This is a genomic window from Streptomyces sp. NPDC048416 (assembly GCF_043200435.1).
Lineage (GTDB): Bacteria > Actinomycetota > Actinomycetes > Streptomycetales > Streptomycetaceae > Streptomyces.
Genome location: NZ_JBICXU010000006.1, coordinates 1 through 18,952 on the forward strand (window position 1 = coordinate 1; position 18,952 = coordinate 18,952).

The window sequence follows — 18,952 nt, forward strand, 5'->3', positions numbered from 1 at the left end:
GAGCCGACGTCCTCTTCGCGATGCTCCGAGACGGCACCTTCTACGAACCCCAGCCCGCCCCATCACCTTGACCAAACCCATAGGGGCACCCCCCCACCCCGCCCCCTCCCCTCCCTCACACCCCCAAGTCAGCCGCGATCCGCCCCGTGCGCACGGCGGCGGCCAGGATCGCGTGGTCGGCCTCCGTGCGGTCGGCGTAGGTGACCGCGAAGGCGGCCACCGCGTGGTCGAGCTCTTCGTTCTTTCCGCAGTACCCGGCTATCAGCCGGGGGTCGGCGCTGTGCGCATGGGCCCGGGCGAGCAGCGCTCCCGTCATGCGCCCGTAGTCGTCGAGCTGGCCGGCCTCGAGCGCGGCGGGGTCGACGCTGCCCTTGCGGTTTCTGAACTGCCGCACCTGGTAAGGCCGTTCGGCCACGGTCGTCCAGCCGAGCAGGATGTCGCTGACCACCTGCATCCGCTTCTGTCCGAGCACCACGCGCTGCCCTTCGTGGCCGGGGCCGGGTATTCGAAAGTCTTCTTTCGGCAGATGCGGCAGCAGGACAGAGCGGCGGGCCTCCTTTATCTGGAGTACGAGGGCTTCGCCCCGGTGGTCGAGGAGCAGCACCACGTAGGACCGTGTTCCGACGCTTCCGGTGCCGACGACCCGGAAGGCCACGTCGTGGACGGCGTACCGGGCAAGCAGCGGCAGCAGCTCTTCGGGCAGGGTGTGCAGGTACTGCTCGAGCGAGGCGGCGACGGCTGCGGCTTCGGCGTCGGACACGCGTCGCAGCACCGGCAGCGCGTCGACGAAGTGACGGCCGCCGTCCTCGTTCTGTTCGGTCGCTTTGGCGGCGAAGCGTGCGCTGGTGTTGTTGCGGGCCTTCTCGGAGACGCGTTCCAGGGTGCCGAGCAGGTCGTGGGCGTCCGCATGGGAGACCAGTTCCTCGTCGGTTATCGCGTTCCAGGCGTCGAGGGCGGGCATTTTGGCGAGGAGTCGCATGGTGCGGCGGTAGGCGCCAACGGCGTCGAACGCCGCGGCGCGGCAGGTGTGCTCGTCGGCGCCGGCCTCGCGGCCGGCCAGGACCAGCGAGGCGGCGAGTCGTTTCACGTCCCATTCCCAGGGGCCGGTCACTGTTTCGTCGAAGTCGTTCAGGTCGATGACGAGGGTGCCGCGGGCGTCGCCGTACAGCCCGAAGTTCGCTGCGTGTGCGTCGCCGCAGATCTGGGCGGCTATGCCGGTGACGGGGGTGCCGGCCAGGTCGTGGGCCATGAGCCCGGCGGAGCCGCGCAGGAACGCGAAGGGGCCGGCGGCCATGCGGCCCACGCGGATCGGTGTGAGCTCGGGCACTCGGCCCGTGTTGGATTCCTCCACCGCGCGAACGGCGTCCGGCCGGTCGGCGGACAGCAGCAGCGAGTCGTGTGCGGCGCGGGGGATGCGGGCCCTCAGGGCCTTCCCCTCGGCCTTGGGTGATCGTCGTGCCCGGCTTCCTGTGCCCGGCGGTACGTTCGCGCCGGGGGCGAATCCGGGGACGTCCGGAATTCGTCCCGGTCCACTCGTGGCCCCGGCTCGCTGCGCCGGAATCCTCGTCTCGATCTTGCCCATGGCGTGCCGCCTCCCCCGTCTCGTACGACGCCGTCGTAGGCGACGAGGCTTCTGCTGGGGCGTCCTCGCGCAGCAGCGGAAGCTCAACTGCCCCTGACGGTACAGGCGATGACGAAAGGGCGTCCTGCCCTGTGGATAACTCTGTGAACGGCTCGAATACGGCACTCCCTGGAGGAATCCGAGGTGCGCCGGAATCCGGGGTGCTCCAGATACAGCCGTCACAGCCCGCACCCAGTCACGAGGCGCCGAGCACCAGGCACGAGGCACGAGGCACGAGGCACGAGGCACGAGGCACGAGGCACGAGGCACCCAGCACCAGCACCAGCACCAACCACCACACGTCAGCACCGCACACCTGGCATGCACCGCGCACGGCACCGCACCGCACCGCGCGCCACACTCCGGGTACAGCGAAAAGGTCGGCATCGTGATCACGATGCCGACCTTTTCGTCAGTGCTACCGGAACACCAACCCTCGGTGTCCCTTTGTGCGCGAGGGGGGATTTGAACCCCCACGTCCCGAAGGACACTGGCACCTGAAGCCAGCGCGTCTGCCGTTCCGCCACTCGCGCAAGAGTGGTGTGCTGGGCTCTCTCACTTTTCGGTGCGATTGCCTGGCGACGTCGAGAAGATTAGCACGCTGGACAGGGTGGATTCACATCCGTTGTTCGGGGAGACCCTGGTGGGAGGAGCAGATCGCGAAGAGGCAACCCCCGGCACCGTTACCCGCTCCTCCTCAGTGCACCCCGGGTGCGGGACACTGTCGGGAAGCCACCTCTACGATCCGTACGAGAGGTGCGTGTGAGAGGTGACACTCGTCCACAGGGCACAGAAGGGGAACCAGCCGATTTCCCGACGCGTGGATACGATCAGTAAGCAGTACCAAGAGAGCGACCCGGAGCAGACCCGGCAGCAACACCTGGACGGCAACGACGGAGGAGGTGCCCCATGGGAGTCCTGAAGCGTTTCGAGCAGCGGCTCGAAGGCCTGGTCAACGGCACCTTCGCGAAAGTCTTCAAGTCCGAGGTCCAGCCCGTCGAGATCGCCGGCGCGCTCCAGCGCGAGTGCGACAACAACGCGTCGATCTGGAACCGGGACCGCACGGTCGTCCCCAATGACTTCATCGTCGAGCTGAGTGCTCCCGACTTCGAGCGGCTCAGCCCGTACTCGGGTCAGCTCGGCGACGAGCTGGCCGGCCTGGTGCGTGACTACGCGAAGCAGCAGCGTTACAGCTTCATGGGGCCCATCAAGGTGCACCTGGAGAAGGCCGAGGAGCTCGACACGGGTCTGTACCGGGTGCGCAGTCGCACGCTCGCGTCCAGCACCGATCAGCAGGGCGGCCAGGGGCCCGGCCCCGGTGGCCCGCAGCGGCCCGCGCCCGCGGCCCCGCAGGGGGCGCGTGGTGGCTACGGTTATCCGCCGGCCGCCGCCTCGGCGCCGCCCATGCCCGCGGCGCCGCCTCCGGGCCGTCCCCCCGCTTCGCCCGCCGACCGCCGTCCGGCGGCCGCGGGGCCGATGCCGGGCGGGCACGGTCAGGTGCGACGCTGGATCGAGATCAATGGCACCCGCCATCAGATCTCCCGCTCCACCCTGGTCCTTGGCCGCAGCACCGATGCGGACGTGAGGATCGACGATCCCGGCGTTTCGCGCCGGCACTGTGAGATCCGGACCGGAACGCCCCCGACGATCCAGGATCTCGGGTCCACCAACGGCATCGTGGTGGACGGGCAACACACCACCCGCGCTACGCTCCGCGACGGCTCGCGGATCGTCGTGGGCAGTACCACCATCGTTTACCGGCAAGCCGAAGGGTGAAGCGGGGGCAATGTCAGAGCTGACCCTCACGGTCATGCGGTTGGGTTTCCTCGCCGTACTGTGGCTGTTCGTCATCGTGGCCGTTCAGGTCATTCGCAGTGATCTGTTCGGCACGCGTGTCACCCAGCGCGGTTCGCGCCGGGGCAATGAGGCCAACCGGCAGCAGCAGGCGGGCCGCCAGGCCGCTGCCGCCACGCCGCCGCCGCAGCGCGGCCAGCAGCAGAGCGGGGCGGGCCGGCAGCGCCGGGGTGCCCCGACCAAGCTGGTCGTCTCGGAGGGCACCCTCACCGGCACCACGGTCGCCCTCCAGGGGCAGACCATCTCGCTGGGCCGGGCGCACGATTCGACGATCGTCCTGGACGACGACTACGCGTCGAGCCGCCATGCCAGGATCTACCCGGACCGGGACGGCAAGTGGATCGTCGAGGATCTCGGGTCCACGAACGGCACCTACCTGGACCGGACCCGGCTCACCACCCCGACCCCGATTCCGCTGGGCGCGCCGATCCGCATCGGCAAGACCGTCATCGAGCTGCGGAAGTAGTACGACAATGAGCGAGCGGAGCGAGCGAGCCGCGACGGTCCTCAGGGACCGGGGCGTGTTCCCGACCGGAGGGTGGGCAGTGTGGCTCGACATGACCGGCCGTACCCCGAGCCGACAGGCGAGGTGCGCATGAGTCTGTCCCTGCGTTTCGCGGCCGGATCGCACAAAGGCATGATCCGCGAGGGGAACGAGGACTCCGGTTATGCCGGTCCTCGTCTCCTGGCCATCGCCGACGGCATGGGCGGTCAGGCCGCGGGTGAGGTCGCCTCGTCCGAGGTGATCTCCACCCTGGTCACGCTCGACGACGACGTACCCGGCTCCGACATCCTCACGTCGCTGGGCACCGCCGTGCAGCGGGCCAATGACCAGCTGCGCATGATGGTCGAGGAGGATCCCCAGCTGGAGGGGATGGGCACCACGCTCACCGCTCTGCTGTGGACGGGCCAGCGCCTGGGGCTCGTGCATGTGGGCGACTCGCGCGCCTATCTGCTGCGTGACGGCGTCCTGACGCAGATCACCCAGGACCACACGTGGGTGCAGCGGCTGGTCGACGAGGGCCGCATCACCGAGGAAGAGGCCACCACCCATCCGCAGCGCTCGCTCCTGATGCGCGCGCTGGGCAGCGGTGACCACGTGGAGCCCGATCTGTCGATCCGTGAAGTGCGGGCAGGCGATCGGTACTTGATCTGTTCCGACGGCCTGTCGGGCGTGGTCTCCCACCAGACGATGGAGGAGACCCTCGCGAGCTACCAGGGCCCGCAGGAGACCGTGCAGGAGCTGATCCAGCTCGCGCTGCGCGGCGGCGGACCCGACAACATCACGGTGATCATCGCGGATGTGCTCGACGTCGACGCCGGGGACACCCTGGCGGGGCGGCTCAACGACACCCCGGTCATCGTGGGCGCGGTCGCCGAGAACCAGTTGCAGCTGAACGACGGCGGAGCCATGCAGACCCCGGCGGGCCGCGCCTCCGGGCTCGGCCGTCCCGCGCCCTCGCCCCCGGGCGGCTTCGGCCCGCCCGGCAGCGGTGAGGACAGCGGGTACGGAAATCCGCCCGAGGGCGCCTTCGGTTCCTACACGGACGAGGACTTCGTCAAACCGCGCCGCGGACGGCGTGGGGGCCGGGGCCGGTGGATCCGCAGATCCCTGTTCATCGTGCTGGCTCTCGCGGTTGTCGGCGGCGGCCTGTACGGCGGCTACCGGTGGACGCAGACGCAGTACTTCATCGGCACCAACAGCGACGGCACCCCGCACGTGGCGCTGTACCGGGGCATCAGCCAGGACCTGGCGTGGGTGAAACTCTCCAAGGTGGAGACCGATCACCCCGAGATCGAACTCAAGTACCTCCCGCAGTACCAGCGCAACCAGATCGACTCGACGATCGCCGCGAACAGCCTGGACAAGGCGAAGACCAAGATCCAGGAGTTCGCGACGCAGGCGTCCGCCTGCAAGAAGGAGGAGCAGCGCCGGGCCGCCGAGAGCCAGAACTCCGCGAAGCCCAGCACGGGCGCCACCGGCGCCCCGTCCGACAAGACCACCACCACCGCATCTCCCACACCCGGCCCCAGCCTCTCGGAGGACGAGCAGAAGCTGGTCTCGCAGTGCGGTAAGCAGTAGGCAGCCGTAGGGGGCCTTTCCACATCATGAGCGTTGTCACCAACACGACCACCATTGGCGCGATCGAAGCACCGAGCCGCCGCAACACCGAGCTGGCCCTGCTTGTCTTCGCCGTGGCCATCCCGGTGTTCGCGTACGCCAATGTGGGGCTTGCCATGACCGGCTCGCTGCCCTCCGGCATGCTCGGGTACGGCCTGGGCCTCGGCCTGATGGCGGGTGTCGCGCACCTGGTGGTGCGCAAGTTCGCCAGGTACGCCGATCCGTTGCTGTTGCCGTTGGCGACGCTGCTGAACGGCCTGGGTCTGGTGCTGATCTGGCGTCTGGACCAGTCGCCCCGGCTGATCGCGCAGGCCAAGCATGCCTACGGGGCGTTCAGTCCGTCCGCGCCGCACCAGCTGATGTTCTCGGCGCTGGGTGTGGCCCTGTTCATCGGGGTGCTGCTGCTCATCAAGGACCATCGGGTCCTGCAGCGCTACACCTACATCTCGATGGTCGTGGCGATGGCGTTGCTGATCTTGCCGATGTTCTTCCCGGCGAAGTTCGGTGCCCGTATCTGGATCACCATCCCGGGGCTCGGTTCGATCCAGCCCGGCGAGTTCGTGAAGATCATCCTGGCGGTGTTCTTCGCCGGCTACCTCATGGTGAAGCGGGACGCGCTGGCGCTGGCCAGCCGCCGTTTCATGGGGATCTACCTGCCGCGCGGACGCGACCTGGGCCCGATCCTCGTGGTCTGGGCGATGTCCATCCTCATCCTGGTCTTCGAGACCGACCTCGGTACCTCGCTGCTGTTCTTCGGCCTCTTCGTGATCATGCTGTACGTCGCGACGGAGCGGACCAGCTGGATCGTGTTCGGTCTGCTGATGTCGGCGGCGGGCGCGGTCGGCGTCGCCTCCTTCGAGTCCCATGTCGAGGCACGTGTCACGGCCTGGATGGACCCCTTCAAGTGCTACAAGACCAGCGACGCCTGCGAGCAGATCGGTAACGCGATCATGTCGTTCGGCTCCGGCGGCACCCTGGGCTCCGGCCTCGGTCAGGGGCACTCCGACCTGATCGGCTTCGCAGCCAACGCCGACTTCATCCTCTCCACCGTCGGTGAGGAGCTGGGCCTGGCCGGGATGATGGCGCTGCTCCTGATCTACGGCCTGATCGTGGAGCGGGGTGTGCGCACCGCGCTCGCCGCCCGTGACCCGTTCGGCAAGCTGCTCGCGATCGGACTGTCCGGAGCCCTCGCGCTCCAGGTCTTCGTGGTCGCCGGCGGTGTGATGGGGCTCATCCCGCTGACCGGTATGACGATGCCGTTCCTCGCGGCCGGCGGCTCGTCCGTCATCGCCAACTGGGCCCTGATCGGCATCCTGATCCGGATCAGCGACACCGCGCGCCGTCCTGCCCCGGCCCCCGCCCCGTCCCCCGACGCCGAGATGACCCAGGTGGTCCGCCCGTGAACAAGCCCCTGCGCCGGATCGCGATCTTCTGCGGGCTGCTCATCCTCTCGCTGATGATCCGCGACAACTGGCTCCAGTACGTCCGGGCCGACGAGCTCAACGCGAACGATCACAACCGCCGGGTCCTGATCGAGCGGTTCGCCCATGAGCGCGGCAACATCATCACGGCCGACGGCCAGACGATCACCGGCTCGATGGAGACCTCGGGCACCGACTTCAAGTACAAGCGGTCCTGGAAGGACGGCCCCATGTGGGCGCCGGTCACCGGCTACGCCTCGCAGGTCTTCGACGCGACCCAGCTGGAGAAGATCGAGGACGGGATCCTGTCGGGCACCGACAACCGGCTCTTCTTCGACCGCACGCTGTCGATGTTCACCAATGAGAAGAAGCAGGGTGGCAGCGTCGTCACCACCCTGAACAGCGCCGCCCAGAAGGCGGCGTTCCAGGGGCTCGGTGACAAGAAGGGCGCGGTCGCGGCGATCAACCCGCAGACCGGTGCCATCCTCGCGCTGGCGTCGACCCCCTCGTACGACCCGTCGGTGTTCGCCGGCAGCGGCAACAAGGACAGCCAGGCCTACAAGACGCTGCTCGACGACAAGAACGCGCCCATGCTGAACCGGGCGCTGCGCCAGACCTACCCGCCGGGCTCCACGTTCAAGGTGGTCACGGCGGCGGCGGCGCTGGAGAACGGCCTGTACTCCGGTATCGACGACCCGACGAAGTCGCCGGTGCCGTACATCCTGCCGGACACCGACCACCAGCCCCTGAACAACGAGGGCAACATTCCCTGCGAGAACGCCACGCTGAAGGTGGCCCTCCAGTACTCCTGCAACACCGTCTTCGGCAAGATCAGCGCCGACCTCGGCAACGAGAAGATGAAGGCCGAGGCCGAGAAGTTCGGCTTCAACAAGCAGATCTTCAACCCGGTCCGCACGGACGCGAGCATCTACCCGAAGGACAACCGCCCGCAGAACGCCATGGCGGGCATCGGGCAGGCCTCCAACCGCGCGACGCCGCTCCAGATGGCCATGGTCGCCTCGGCCGTCGCCAACGACGGCAAGCTGATGAAGCCGTACATGGTCGACACGCTCCGGGCACCCAACCTGGACGTGCTCTCCAAGACCCAGCCGGAGCAGATGAGCCAGCCGATGTCGGCCGCCACCGCTCAGAAGCTCCAGAAGATGATGGAGTTCGTGGTCACGGACGGCACCGGCACCTCCGCCCAGATCCCGGGTGTGACGGTCGGCGGCAAGACCGGTACCGCCCAGCACGGCGTCGGCAACAAGGACAACCCGTACGCCTGGTTCATCTCCTACGCCAAGTCGGGGGACGGCTCCCCTGTCGCGGTCGCCGTGGTGATCGAGGGCTCCGACACGACCCGCGACGACATCGCGGGTGGCAAGCTCGCCGCCCCCATCGCCAAGAACGTCATGAAGGCGGTGCTCGACAGCAAGAAGTGACCGCGGCTGTTTCACGTGAAACAGCCGCCCGTTTCACGTGAAACATCACACGTGCCCTGTACCGGTCCGGTATCAGGGTGGCGGCCGCGAGCTGATCGGCTTGCGGTGCCCGGTAGCGTATGCGCGAACAGCACACCGCCGGACCACCCATGGGTACGGTCGGGACAGACGGAGAGGGCTGGATTAGCTATGGAAGAGCCGCGTCGCCTCGGCGGCCGGTACGAGCTGGGCCAGGTGCTCGGCCGTGGTGGCATGGCGGAGGTCTACCTCGCGCACGACACCCGGCTCGGCCGCACCGTCGCCGTGAAGACGCTGCGGGCCGACCTCGCCCGCGACCCGTCCTTCCAGGCCCGGTTCCGCCGTGAGGCCCAGTCGGCCGCCTCGCTCAACCACCCGGCGATCGTCGCTGTCTACGACACCGGCGAGGACTACGTCGACAACGTCTCCATCCCGTACATCGTGATGGAGTACGTCGACGGTTCGACCCTGCGTGAGCTGCTGCACTCCGGGCGCAAGCTGCTGCCCGAGCGCACCCTGGAAATGACCATCGGCATCCTCCAGGCGTTGGAGTACTCGCACCGTAACGGCATCGTCCACCGCGACATCAAGCCCGCGAACGTCATGCTGACGCGCACCGGCCAGGTCAAGGTCATGGACTTCGGCATCGCCCGTGCCATGGGCGACTCCGGCATGACGATGACGCAGACCGCCGCCGTGATCGGCACCGCCCAGTACCTCTCCCCGGAGCAGGCCAAGGGCGAGCAGGTCGACGCGCGAAGCGACCTGTACTCCACGGGCTGCCTGCTGTACGAGCTGCTGACCGTGCGGCCCCCCTTCGTCGGGGACTCGCCGGTCGCGGTGGCCTACCAGCACGTACGCGAGGAGCCGCAGCCTCCCTCGAACTTCGACTCCGAGATCACGCCCGAGATGGACGCCATCGTCCTCAAGGCCCTGGTCAAGGATCCCGCCTACCGTTACCAGTCGGCGGACGAGATGCGCGCCGACATCGAGGCCTACCTCGACGGCCAGCCCGTCGCCGCGACCGCCACCCTGGGCGCGGTCGGCTACGGCAACGGGTACGACGGCTACAACAACGGCTACGGCAACGACCAGGCGACGACGGCGCTGCGCCAGGCCGACCCCGCCGGCCAGACGTCGATGCTGCCGCCGGTCAACCCCGACGACGGCGGCTACGGCTATGACGACCGCCCCGACCGGCGACGCCAGAAGAAGTCCCACACCTCGACGGTCCTGCTGATCCTGGCCGGCGTCCTGGTCCTGGTCGGCGCGATCCTGATCGGCAAGTCCCTCTTCAGCGGCAACGCCGACAGCAAGTCGGTGCCGGTGCCGCAGCTCGTCGGCAGCACCCAGGGAGACGCGGAGAAGTCGGCGACGAACATCGGCGTCAAGATGTCCGTGAGCAAGAACGAGCCGTGCGCGGACCAGCCCAAGGGCAACATCTGCACCCAGACACCGGCGAGCGGCACCACCATGAAGAAGGGCGAGACCGTCACGGTCACCGTCTCCACGGGCGCGCCCAAGATCGAGGTTCCGGACGTCACCCAGAAGGACAAGGACAGCGCCACCCAGCTGCTCCAGAAAAAGGGCTTCCAGGTGAAGACCAAGGAGGTCGAGTCCAGCTCGGCCCCCGGCACCGTCGACAAGCAGGACCCGACGGGTGGTTCGCAGGCGGAGAAGAACTCGACGGTCACCCTCACGATCGCCAAGAAGCAGACGACGAATCTGCCCGACGTGTCGAACAAGGACTACACCGTCGCGATCCAGCAGCTCAGCGCCCTCGGCTTCACCAACGTCTCCCGCCAGGACGTCGACAACGACAAGCCGCTCAACCAGGTCGTCTCGATGACCCCGACCGGCAACACCAGCCAGCCCAAGGACGTCCAGATCGTCCTCAGGGTCTCCAAGGGCCCGCAGACGCCGTCGCAGCCGACCCAGACGGCGATCCCGCCGAACCTGATGGGCATGACGGTGAAGAAGGCCACGCAGACCCTCAACGATGCGGGCTTCAGCAACATCCAGTTCGCGCCGGGCAGTTCGAACGACGACAAGGCGCGCGTCCTGAGCGTGACGCCGGGGCCGGGCACCATGGCCGACCCGAGCCAGCCGGTCACGCTGACCACGTTCGGCGGCGGTGGCGGCGGCGGAAACGACAACGGGGGCAACGGCGGCCCCCTCGGGTTCTAGCCGGCCCGCCGAGCCGCCCGTACCGCAGCGTCGGACACCGGAGCCCCGGTCACCCCCACAGGGTGGCCGGGGCTCCGTGCTGGCCGCCCCCACAAGGTGGCCGGGATCCGTGCTGACCGCCCCCAAAAGGGTGGCCGGGGCTCCTTGCTGGATCCGCCGGGCGGGCGGCTAGCGCAGTTCCGCCGGCGGGGTGCGCTTGGCGTCGACCTTCTCGGTGCGCACCAGCTCGCCCCACACGATGTAGCGGTACTTCGAGGTGTAGACCGGGGTGCAGGTGGTCAGGGTGATGTACTGCCCGGGCTTCTTGACGCCGGCCCCCTTGGGGACGGGCTGGATGACGTCGACGTTGTACTTCGAGGTCTCGGGCAGCTCGGCGAACACCTTGTAGACGTACCAGGTGTCCTTCGTCTCGAAGACGACCGGATCGCCGGTCTTCAGCTTGTCGATGTTGTGGAACTTGGCTCCGTGGCCGTCCCGGTGGGCGGCGAGCGTGAAGTTGCCGCTCTTGTCCGCGCCGGGCAGCGTCGCCTTGACGGGGTCCGTGTAGTAGCCGGCCACACCGTCGTTGAGGACGTCGGTGGCGGTGCCCTTCTTGACCAGCACCTCGCCGTTCCTCATCGCCGGGACGTGCAGGAAGCCGATGCCGCCCTTGGTGTCGAGCGCTCCGGGCCCGGTGGACGCCGCCCAGTCACGGCGCACGGTGTCGCCCTGTGCGGACGCCTCGCGGTCGGCCATGACGTTCGTCCACCACAACGAGTAGACGACGAACAGGGCGAGCAACAGGCCCGCCGTGATGAGGAGTTCACCCAGGACGCTGATGGCGGCGGCCACCGCTCCGCGTCCGCGCCGGGCCGCGGACGGCCCCGGCGTGCCGGTCCGCTCCTCGTGGTCGGTTCCCGTAGCCACCGCACCCGCCCCTGCTGTCCGTTCGGTCATCCCACGAGCGCGTCGGGCTTGCCCTTGCTGCGCGGTCGGTCGTCAACCATCTTGCCCCACACGATCAATCGGTAGGTACTCGTGAATTCCGGCGTGCAGGTCGTCAGCGTCAGATAGCGGCCTGGCCGGGTGAATCCCGATCCGGTGGGGATCGGCTTGAGCACCGACACGTTCGACGGCGGAGTCTGCGCGAGCTCGCTGGTGATCTCGTAGGTGTAGTACGCGTCCTGCGTCTCGACGACGACCTTGTCGCCCGCCTTCAGCCGGTTGATGTACCGGAAGGGCTCACCGTGGGTGTTGCGGTGGGCGGCGACCGCGAAGTTGCCAGTGGCGTCCGACGGCATGGCGGTCTTGAGGCCTGCCTCGTCGTAGTGGCCGATCATGCCCTTGTCGAGGACCTTCGTCTTGCTGGTGCCCTGGGCGATGGGGGCGACGATGTCCAGCTTCGGGATGTGCATGATGGCGAAGCCCTGGCCCGGCGCGAACGTGTCGGGTTTGCGCCCGTCCGCCCAGTCCTGCGCGATCTTCTTGGCGGCGCTCCCCGCCTCCTGATGGGCGCGGACGTTGGTCCACCACAGCTGGTAGGTCACGAACAGGAGCATGACCACGCCCAGCGTGATGAACGCTTCACCCAGGACCCGGCTGGCGATCACCGCCGCACTGTCCTTGCGTGCCTTGGCCGCCCGGCGCGCCTCGGCCCGGGTGAGGCGGCGCCCGTCCGGCTCGGGGCCGGGGACGGGGGCCGGTGCCGCGCGGCCCTTGCCCTTGGCGGCTCTGCGCCGCTCGGCCCGCCCTCCGGCGGCCTGCGGGACCGTCGTGACCGACGGGACGGCTATCGGCTCGGAGATGGCTGACGGCTCGGGGCCGGCTGACGGCTCGGGGCCGGCCATCGGCTCCTGCGCGGGATACCAGTCCTGTTGGTAGTCCTGCTGCTGGTAGTCCTGCTGTGGGTAGCCCTGCTGCTGGTGCGGCGCGGGGGCCGGTTCGTACCACTCCTCGGGTGCCGCCGGGGGCTGCCGTACGGGCTCGGGCGCGGGCTGCTGCCGTGCCGGCTCGGGCGCGGGCTCGGGCCGTACGGGATCGGAAGCGGGCTCGTGTACGGGGGCTGACGCGCCGGACGTCAGGTTGTCGGCCCGGAACCACGGCGACCCCTCGGCCGGTGGCAGGGGGTCCGTCAGCGGGTCGTACTCGTGCTCCGGGCGCCCCGGAGTCACGCTGCGGCCTTGCCCACCACCGGCGCGAGGCCCGCCGACCGCTCGACGGCCCCCGCGTCCCCGCAGCGGACCAGCCAGTTGGCCAGCATCCGGTGGCCGTGCTCGGTCAGCACCGACTCGGGGTGGAACTGGACGCCCTCGACGGGCAGTTCGCGGTGGCGCAGCCCCATGATGATGCCGTCCTCGGTGCGGGCGGTGACCTCAAGCTCGTCCGGCAGCGTCGCCGGCTCGGCGGCCAGCGAGTGGTAGCGGGTGGCCGTGAAGGGGGAGGGCAGGCCGGCGAACACGCCCGTCCCCTGGTGCAGCACCGGCGACGTCTTGCCGTGCAGCAGCTCGGGCGCCCGGCCCACGACACCGCCGTACGCGACCATCATCGACTGCATGCCGAGGCAGACGCCGAAGACGGGGACGCCGGTGTCGGCGCAGTGGCGCACCATGTCGACGCAGACACCGGCCTGTTCGGGGGCGCCGGGGCCGGGGGAGAGCAGAACGCCGTCGAACCGGTCCTGCGCGTGGCCGAGCGAGACCTCGTCGTTGCGGACGACCTCGCACTCGGCGCCGAGCTGGTACAGGTACTGAACGAGGTTGAAGACGAAGCTGTCGTAGTTGTCCACCACGAGAATGCGCGCGTTCACCGGGCCGTCGTTCCCATCCCCTGGTCCACCGTCACATCGTTGAACGGGAGCAGCGGCTCCGCCCACGGGAAGACGTACTGGAAGAGCACATAGACGATCACGAGCACCATCGCGAGCGAGATGAGCGCCCGCAGCCATGTGTTGCCCGGCAGATGCCGCCAGATCCAGCCGTACATGCCGTCCCCGCTGTCCCTTCCGACGATCGTTACCGCACCAGACTAAGGGCCCAGGCTGTGGTGTGGGGTCAGCCGTCCAAAGCTGGGGGTTTGCCCTGCGTCACAGGGAGCGTGGAGTCGAGGTGTCCCCAGACGATCAGGCGGTGGCTGCTGCCCCACTCCGGGTCGCAGGTGGTGAGGGTCAGATAGCGGCCCGGGGAGCGGAAGGGCGACTTGGCGGGGACGGCGTCGATGACGCCGATGTCGCTGGGCAGGGTGCGGTACGGCGTGGTGTCGAGGCGGTAGGTGTACCAGGTGGTGTCGTCGCGCAGCACGACCGCGTCGCCGGGCCGCAGTTCGGGGAAGTCCTTGAACGGGTCGCCGTAGGTGCGCCGGTGGCCCGCGACCGAGAAGTTGCCCTGCTGCCCGAGCCGGGCGGTGTTCGCGTAGTGGCCGAGGCCCTTCTGGAGGTCCTTGACGGCGGTGCCCTCCAGGACGGGCCGGTGCCAGTTCCCGCCGAGCCGGGGGATGTACATGACGGCGAACGACCGGCCCGCGCCGTACGCGGCGGGTGCGGGCGGCCCGGGGGCCGCGGGTGTCGGGGCGGCCGCGGGTGTCGGGGCGGCCGGCGGCGGCGCGGCCGGGCGGGACGGCGGGCTCTGCGCCCACTGCCGCTCAAGGCCGCTGATCTGGTCGTGCGCGGCCCGGTCGGCCTGGACGCCCGTCCAGTACAGGAGGTACACGACGAACAGGACGATCAGGGTGCCGACGGTGAGGCACAGTTCGCTGAAGGACCTGACGACGGCCCGCACGGACATCGGCGGTGCCCCCTTCCGCGCCGCTACTGCACCGGTTTCGCGTAGTGGAGATCCACTGTGCCGGAGTAGGCGGGCAGAGTCATCGTCTTGTGCTCGTCGACTTTCCAGCCGAGCCCGTACGCCTTCACGTACAGCTGGTAGTTCTGAATCGCCTGGGAGGCCGCGAGGGCGCCGCGCAGCTTCCCGGTGTTCCCCACTGCCGTGATCTTGTACGGGGGCGAGTACACACGGCCCTGGAGGATCAGGGTGTTGCCGACGCAGCGCACCGCGCTGGTGGCGATCAGTCGCTGGTCCATGACCTGGACGCCCTGGGCGCCGCCCTGCCACAGCGCGTTGACCACGGCTTGCAGGTCCTGCTGGTGGATGACGAGGTCGTTGGCCTGGGGCGTGGGGTAGCCGGGGGCGGCGGTGGCGTTGGGCGGGGCGTCGTTGAGCGTGACGGTCAGCGCCTTGCCGGAGACGGGTGCGGTGCCCGAGGCGTCCTTGAGGCCGTTGAGGAGCTGGTCCTCGGCCTTGGTGGAGCCGTCGTCGCGCTGGGCGAGCGCGTCCACGTCGCCGCGCAGTGCGGCGGTGGAGTCGCCGAGCTCCTTGTTCTTGTGGTCGCGCTGCTTGATGAGGTCCGACAGCTTCAGGAGCGAGGCGTCGGTACGGATGTTGGTGCCCTTGGCCGTGTTGAAGCTGGTGACGAAGATGAGGCCGGCGAGCGCGAACACGGCGGCGGACAGCAGCCGCAGGGGGCGGCCGGCGAAGCAGCGCCGGGGCCGGTCGGTGACCCCGTCGGGGGAGTCGGCAGAATTGCTCAACGTACCCTTATCTCCTTCGGCGCCACGGAAGCACTACGCTAACGGACGCTTGGGGGAGGCTTCCCCCGCAGCCCCGTCCCCCGGCGCCGCCACAGTTCCCTGCGCGGTCACGCAGCGCATCGACAGGAGAGTTCCTCGTGCCGAAGTCACGTATCCGCAAGAAGGCCGATTTCACGCCGCCGCCCCCGAAGCAGGCGACCGCCATAAAGCTGGGCAACCGCGGCTGGGTGGCCCCGGTGATGCTGGCGTTCTTCCTCATCGGTCTTGCCTGGATCGTCCTCTTCTATGTGACCGAGGGCGACCTGCCGCTGAGTGCGCTCGGCAACTGGAACATTGTCGTCGGTTTCGGCTTCATCGCGGGCGGTTTCGGCGTCTCCACGCAGTGGAAGTAGCGACGCGGGGAGCGCTTCTCCCGGGGCGATCCCTCGGCGAAAGCAAGCTCTGCCCCTAGTTATCCACAACGCTATCCACGGGGAGTGGATAACTCAGACGATCTGTGGATAACTTCCGGGATGTTGACGCCGGTGTGACTGGCGCCGCCGACCGCCACACCCCTTGTGCCCCTTGCCCTACCTGGTCCTCCCAGGTCAGGAGCGAGGGGCACGGGCGTTCCCCACCCAGTGCACAAGTTCGGGCACCCACTGTGGACAACTCTGGGGAAAGCTCGTACCCGTTGTGGTCGGGCGGCCCTCATCAGGTGAGCTCAGCGGTACGGATCAGCACGAGGGCGAGCGAGAGGGCGAGCACCAGCGCGCAGGTGCCCCACTGCACGGCCGCGCGCCGCGGGGCCGGGGCGTGCACCATGCCGATGCCGACCAGGACGCCCGCGACCAGACCGCCCACATGGGCCTGCCAGGCGATGCCCACCCACGGATTGAACGTAAAGATCAGGTTGACCACGAGCAGCCCGATGACCGGCCGCATGTCGTACTTCATCCGCCGCATCAGCACCGCCATGGCACCGAACAGGCCGAAGATCGCGCCGGAAGCGCCGAGCGAGGGCTCGTTGGGCGCGGCGAGCAGATACGTCAGCGCGCCGCCCGCCAGGCCCGACACGAAGTACAGCGCCAGATAGCGCGCCCGGCCGAGCGCGGCCTCCAGCGGACCGCCCAGCCACCACAGGCTGAGCATGTTGAAGGCGATGTGGGCGATGCCGCCGTGCAGGAACATCGACGTCAGCAGGCGGTACCACTGGCCTTCGGCGACGCCCTGGACGCCGTCCAAGCCCGGCACGCCGGCCCTGCCCAGCAGGTAGAGCGCGTCGGTGAACCGGTCCCCGACCGCCTGCTGCACCAGGAAGGCGACGGCGTTGACGCCGATGAGGATCTTGGTCATCAGCTGACGGTCGCCGGATGCGAGGACCCCGCCCGCCATGGTCCTCGGCTGGTTCGCGGCCGGTGCGTGACCGGTGCCCGAGCCGGAGCGGACGCATTCGGGGCACTGGAAGCCGACGGACGCGCTGACCATGCACCGCGGGCAGATCGGCCGCTCGCAGCGCGCACACCTGATCCCCGTCCCCACCTCGGGGTGGCGGTAGCAGCCGGGCAGGCTCGACTGCCGCGCCTCGTCCTGATCCTGGTTCATCGGGCTCCCTCGTCCTCGTGCAGCAGCTCCGCCCCGCTCGTCATACGGACGAGCGGGGCGGAAAGGTTCCCTGCGGAGCCGGAGTTCAGCCTTCGCGGGTCTCCACGACGACCGACTCGATGATCACGTCGTTGACGGGGCGGTCGGTGCGCGGGTTGGTGTCCGTGGAGACGATGGCGTCCACGACCTTCTTGCCGGCGTCGCTGGTGACCTCGCCGAAGATGGTGTGCTTGCCGGTCAGCCACGCGGTGGGCGACACGGTGATGAAGAACTGCGAGCCGTTGGTGGCCGGGCCGGCGTTGGCCATGGCCAGCAGGTACGGCTTGGTGAAGGCCAGGTCCGGGTGGAACTCGTCGGCGAACTCGTAGCCCGGGCCGCCGGTTCCGTTGCCCAGCGGGTCGCCGCCCTGGATCATGAAGCCCTCGATCACACGGTGGAATACCGTGCCGTCGTAGAGCGGGGCGTTGGTCTTCTGCCCGGTCGCGGGGTTGGTCCACTCGCGCTCGCCCCTGGCGAGTTCCACGAAGTTCTTGACCGTCTTGGGTGCGTGGTTCGGCAGGAGCCGAATCTCGATGTCGCCCTGATTGGTCTTCAGGGTGGCGTAAAGCTGCTCGGCCACGATCTGCCTTCCTTGAAGCTCTGCAAAGGTCTGCACTGACGTCCCACGATCCTCGCACGGACCACGCCGACGGGTGGAAAAGCGCCCGGCTACCGACGGATACCCGCCGAACAGCGCCGTATCGCCCCCAACCGTGGCATTGTCGTCCGCGAGCTCCCCCTCAGTACCGGGTTCAGTACCGGGTTCAGTACCGGGTTCAGTACCGGGTTCCGCCCTCAGTACCGCCAGTACCGCGTCCCGCCGCCAGGACCGCCTTTCCCTCAGTACCGCGTCCCGCCCTCACCACCGAGTTCCCCCCTCGCCCCACATTTGTTCAAACACATGACGCCCACCCGGATGCCTTTCCGCACATGCCGGGTACCCGCAGGACAGGCATGATTTCGAGTTGGGTGGAAAGGCGACATACCGAACCGCCACCAAGGAGGAGGATCACGTGACCCGCATGGAGAGCGTGCGCGCCGCAACCGGAACGGCGAAGGAGAGCGTGCTGCACGCCGCGGAAGTGGTGGCGCCCTACGCCGACTCGGCCAGGCAGCAGGCCGCGCAGTATGCCCAGCATTACGCCCAGGAGGCGCGCGTACGCGTCGCGCCGAAGGTGTCCAAGGCCGCGGCCCAGGCCCGCAGCCAGGCCAAGCAGCAGTACGACGCCCGGGTGGCGCCGCATGTCCCGTCGCGGATGGACGAGGTGGCCCACCAGGCGGCGGCACGCTCCATCCGTGCGGCCCGCCAGGCCGCCGACTACGCCGCACCCCGCGTGGAGCAGGCGGTCGCCGCCGCCCAGCCGCTGCGTGAGGAGGCCATGGCCCGCTCCACTGCGGCGCTCGCGGCGCTGCGCGGTCAGGTGACCCCGCGGGAGATCGAGAAGCTGGCGCGCAAGCACCGGCGCCGCGCCAGGAACGCCCGCTTCGCCAAGGGGGTTCTGGTCCTCGGCGTGCTGGCGGGCGGTGCGTTCGCCGCGTGGCGGTGGTGGGACAAGCAGGCCAACCCGGACTGGCTGGTCGAGCCGCCGGAGCCGACCGAAGTCGCCGCCGACCGCACCCCGCTCGCCTCCGTGGACGGCAGCAGCGCCGACGCCCTCGACCCCGAGGTCCAGGCCAAGCAGGCCGAGGCGGAGGCAGAGGCGACGGACCGCGACGAGAAGCACTGAGCGCGGCTGAAGGCAGTAGTGCGGAGCAACGGCCCGGGGCAGCGGTACGGAGCAGCTGTGCCACGCGGCGGTGTGGTGCGGCGCGGCATCACACGTAGCCGTGCGGCGTCACACGTAGCCGTATGGAGCAGCGCCCAGGGGTAGCGGCACGGCGTAGCGGCGCACGAAAAAGCACTACGCGCGCGAACGGCGGGCGCCCGGTGGCCTCAACGGGCCGCGGGGCGCCCGCCGTCGTGAGCGCGGGCCCTTCGGGTCGCGGGACGACGCCCGTACCGCGCGCCCCGAGAGGCGGACCGCCCGCCTCACGCCCGCTTTGCGGCGGCCCGTCCGGCTGTTGTCCGGGACCCGCCCACCGCACCGGACCCGCCGCACCAGA

At 69.2% G+C, this 18,952-nt stretch carries 17 protein-coding genes and 1 tRNA gene; 8 read left to right on the forward strand and 10 right to left on the reverse strand.

Going from position 1 to position 18,952, the window contains the following annotated elements; genetic code table 11:
- Positions 1-115: 115 nt before the first annotated feature.
- Entirely contained in the window at positions 116-1,582 is a 1,467-nt protein-coding gene (locus ACGFW5_RS09990; RefSeq protein WP_393833708.1) for a DUF2252 domain-containing protein, read from the reverse strand.
- 489 nt (positions 1,583-2,071) lie between these two features.
- Positions 2,072-2,154, reverse strand: a tRNA-Leu gene (locus ACGFW5_RS09995).
- A 376-nt stretch (positions 2,155-2,530) separates the two neighbouring features.
- Between ACGFW5_RS09995 and ACGFW5_RS10000 the strand changes: the two genes are divergently transcribed.
- The 6 genes from ACGFW5_RS10000 (at position 2,531) to pknB (ending at position 10,665) form a co-directional block, all read left to right on the forward strand.
- Positions 2,531-3,397: an FhaA domain-containing protein gene (locus ACGFW5_RS10000; protein WP_393833709.1), complete on the forward strand. Its 867-nt coding sequence runs from the start codon at positions 2,531-2,533 to the stop codon at positions 3,395-3,397.
- 10 nt (positions 3,398-3,407) lie between these two features.
- Positions 3,408-3,941 carry an FHA domain-containing protein gene (locus tag ACGFW5_RS10005; RefSeq protein ID WP_393833710.1) on the forward strand — a complete coding sequence of 178 codons (534 nt, stop codon included), beginning with the start codon at positions 3,408-3,410 and terminating at the stop codon, positions 3,939-3,941.
- Positions 3,942-4,070: 129 nt separating this feature from the next.
- Complete coding sequence (locus tag ACGFW5_RS10010; RefSeq protein ID WP_393833711.1) at positions 4,071-5,558, forward strand: Stp1/IreP family PP2C-type Ser/Thr phosphatase; 1,488 nt, start codon at positions 4,071-4,073, stop codon at positions 5,556-5,558.
- Between the two features lie 26 nt (positions 5,559-5,584).
- Positions 5,585-7,000, forward strand: a complete 1,416-nt coding sequence (locus ACGFW5_RS10015) for an FtsW/RodA/SpoVE family cell cycle protein (RefSeq protein WP_393833712.1) — start codon at positions 5,585-5,587, stop codon at positions 6,998-7,000.
- The gene (locus ACGFW5_RS10020; protein ID WP_393833713.1) at positions 6,997-8,460 is read left to right on the forward strand and encodes a peptidoglycan D,D-transpeptidase FtsI family protein; all 1,464 of its coding nucleotides are present in this window, start codon (positions 6,997-6,999) and stop codon (positions 8,458-8,460) included. Before ACGFW5_RS10015 ends, ACGFW5_RS10020 begins: the two co-directional genes overlap by 4 nt.
- A gap of 189 nt (positions 8,461-8,649) precedes the next feature.
- Positions 8,650-10,665, forward strand: a complete 2,016-nt coding sequence (pknB, locus tag ACGFW5_RS10025; RefSeq protein ID WP_393833714.1) for a Stk1 family PASTA domain-containing Ser/Thr kinase — start codon at positions 8,650-8,652, stop codon at positions 10,663-10,665.
- 168 nt (positions 10,666-10,833) lie between these two features.
- On the opposite strand, the gene ACGFW5_RS10030 is transcribed toward pknB, so the two are convergent.
- The 6 genes from ACGFW5_RS10030 to ACGFW5_RS10055 form a co-directional block, all read right to left on the reverse strand.
- Entirely contained in the window at positions 10,834-11,571 is a 738-nt protein-coding gene (locus ACGFW5_RS10030; RefSeq protein WP_393833715.1) for a class E sortase, read from the reverse strand.
- 26 nt (positions 11,572-11,597) lie between these two features.
- Positions 11,598-12,815, reverse strand: coding sequence for a class E sortase (locus ACGFW5_RS10035; protein ID WP_393833716.1), 1,218 nt, complete (start codon positions 12,813-12,815; stop codon positions 11,598-11,600).
- A complete protein-coding gene (locus ACGFW5_RS10040; protein ID WP_393833717.1) occupies positions 12,812-13,450 on the reverse strand; it encodes an aminodeoxychorismate/anthranilate synthase component II in 639 nt (212 codons plus the stop codon). Before ACGFW5_RS10040 ends, ACGFW5_RS10035 begins: the two co-directional genes overlap by 4 nt.
- Entirely contained in the window at positions 13,447-13,626 is a 180-nt protein-coding gene (locus ACGFW5_RS10045) for a hypothetical protein (protein WP_393833718.1), read from the reverse strand. The genes ACGFW5_RS10040 and ACGFW5_RS10045 overlap by 4 nt, the downstream gene beginning before the upstream one ends.
- Positions 13,627-13,694: 68 nt before the next feature.
- Positions 13,695-14,423 carry a class E sortase gene (locus ACGFW5_RS10050; protein WP_393833719.1) on the reverse strand — a complete coding sequence of 243 codons (729 nt, stop codon included), beginning with the start codon at positions 14,421-14,423 and terminating at the stop codon, positions 13,695-13,697.
- A 23-nt stretch (positions 14,424-14,446) separates the two neighbouring features.
- Positions 14,447-15,226: a DUF881 domain-containing protein gene (locus ACGFW5_RS10055; RefSeq protein WP_393833720.1), complete on the reverse strand. Its 780-nt coding sequence runs from the start codon at positions 15,224-15,226 to the stop codon at positions 14,447-14,449.
- 137 nt (positions 15,227-15,363) lie between these two features.
- Between ACGFW5_RS10055 and crgA the strand changes: the two genes are divergently transcribed.
- The gene (gene crgA / locus ACGFW5_RS10060; RefSeq protein WP_267059063.1) at positions 15,364-15,618 is read left to right on the forward strand and encodes a cell division protein CrgA; all 255 of its coding nucleotides are present in this window, start codon (positions 15,364-15,366) and stop codon (positions 15,616-15,618) included.
- 301 nt (positions 15,619-15,919) lie between these two features.
- Here the strand turns inward: crgA and ACGFW5_RS10065 are convergent, their stop codons facing one another.
- The gene (locus tag ACGFW5_RS10065; protein WP_393833721.1) at positions 15,920-16,810 is read right to left on the reverse strand and encodes a rhomboid family intramembrane serine protease; all 891 of its coding nucleotides are present in this window, start codon (positions 16,808-16,810) and stop codon (positions 15,920-15,922) included.
- 85 nt (positions 16,811-16,895) lie between these two features.
- Positions 16,896-17,429 (reverse strand): peptidylprolyl isomerase, encoded by a 534-nt coding sequence (locus ACGFW5_RS10070; RefSeq protein WP_393833722.1) that lies wholly within the window; start codon positions 17,427-17,429, stop codon positions 16,896-16,898.
- A 433-nt stretch (positions 17,430-17,862) separates the two neighbouring features.
- On the opposite strand from ACGFW5_RS10070, the gene ACGFW5_RS10075 reads away from it, so the two are divergent.
- On the forward strand, positions 17,863-18,576 hold the full coding sequence (locus ACGFW5_RS10075) for a DUF5324 family protein (RefSeq protein ID WP_393833723.1): 714 nt from the start codon (positions 17,863-17,865) through the stop codon (positions 18,574-18,576).
- Positions 18,577-18,952: the final 376 nt, after the last annotated feature.